This window comes from Pseudomonas sp. PF05 (assembly GCF_056521845.1).
The window spans coordinates 1-646 of record NZ_JBWLPW010000076.1 but is presented as its reverse complement, the minus strand read 5'-3'; the positions used below and the strand labels follow the sequence as shown (position 1 = coordinate 646).

General features: G+C 61.3%; 1 protein-coding gene. It reads right to left on the bottom strand.

Going from position 1 to position 646, the window contains the following annotated elements; translation table 11 throughout:
• The coding region (locus AC09SL_RS29490; RefSeq protein WP_479572008.1) for an immunoglobulin-like domain-containing protein at window positions 1–646 on the bottom strand (646 nt) is incomplete at both ends.

Here is a 646-nt window from a genome sequence, read left to right as displayed (position 1 = left end):
CACTGGTGAGCCAGCGGCGTTGGTCAGGGTCGCGGTGTAAACGATGGAGCCGCCTTCAGCGACAGTGTCGGTTGCACTCAAGGTCAGGCCGGTAGTGTCCTGCACATCGGTAACGGTGGTGTCCGCTGGAGTAGCGTCGATGTCCAGTTTTTCGTAGTTGCCGCCCTGGGCGTCGTCGATTTTGACGCTCAGGTTGTCGCCGCCTGCGAGGGCGTCGTTCTGGGTCACGAAGTTGACCGAGCCACTGCTGGCGCCAACCGGAATGGTAATGGTCTGGCCGTTGCTCAACGTTACGACGAGCGGGGCGTCAGTGACCGGAGCATTGACCGAAGCGGTGTAAACCACGGTGCCACCTTCAGCAACGGTGGACGTTGCGGTCAGGCTGACAGTCGAAGTGTCGATGGTGTCGGTGACGTCAGTCACCGCAGGCGTGGTGCTCGGAACCAGGTTCTCGAAGTTACCGCCCGTGGCGTTGTCGATGCTGACTTCGACTTTGCCAGCGTCTTTGTAGACGTCGTCTGTTGGGGCATCGACCGTGACGGTGCCAGTGGTGGCACCGGCAGCGATGTTGATCACTGCGCCGTTGCTCAGGGTGACTGTCACTGGCGAGCCGGCCGCGTTGGTCAGGGTAGCGGTGTAAACGATG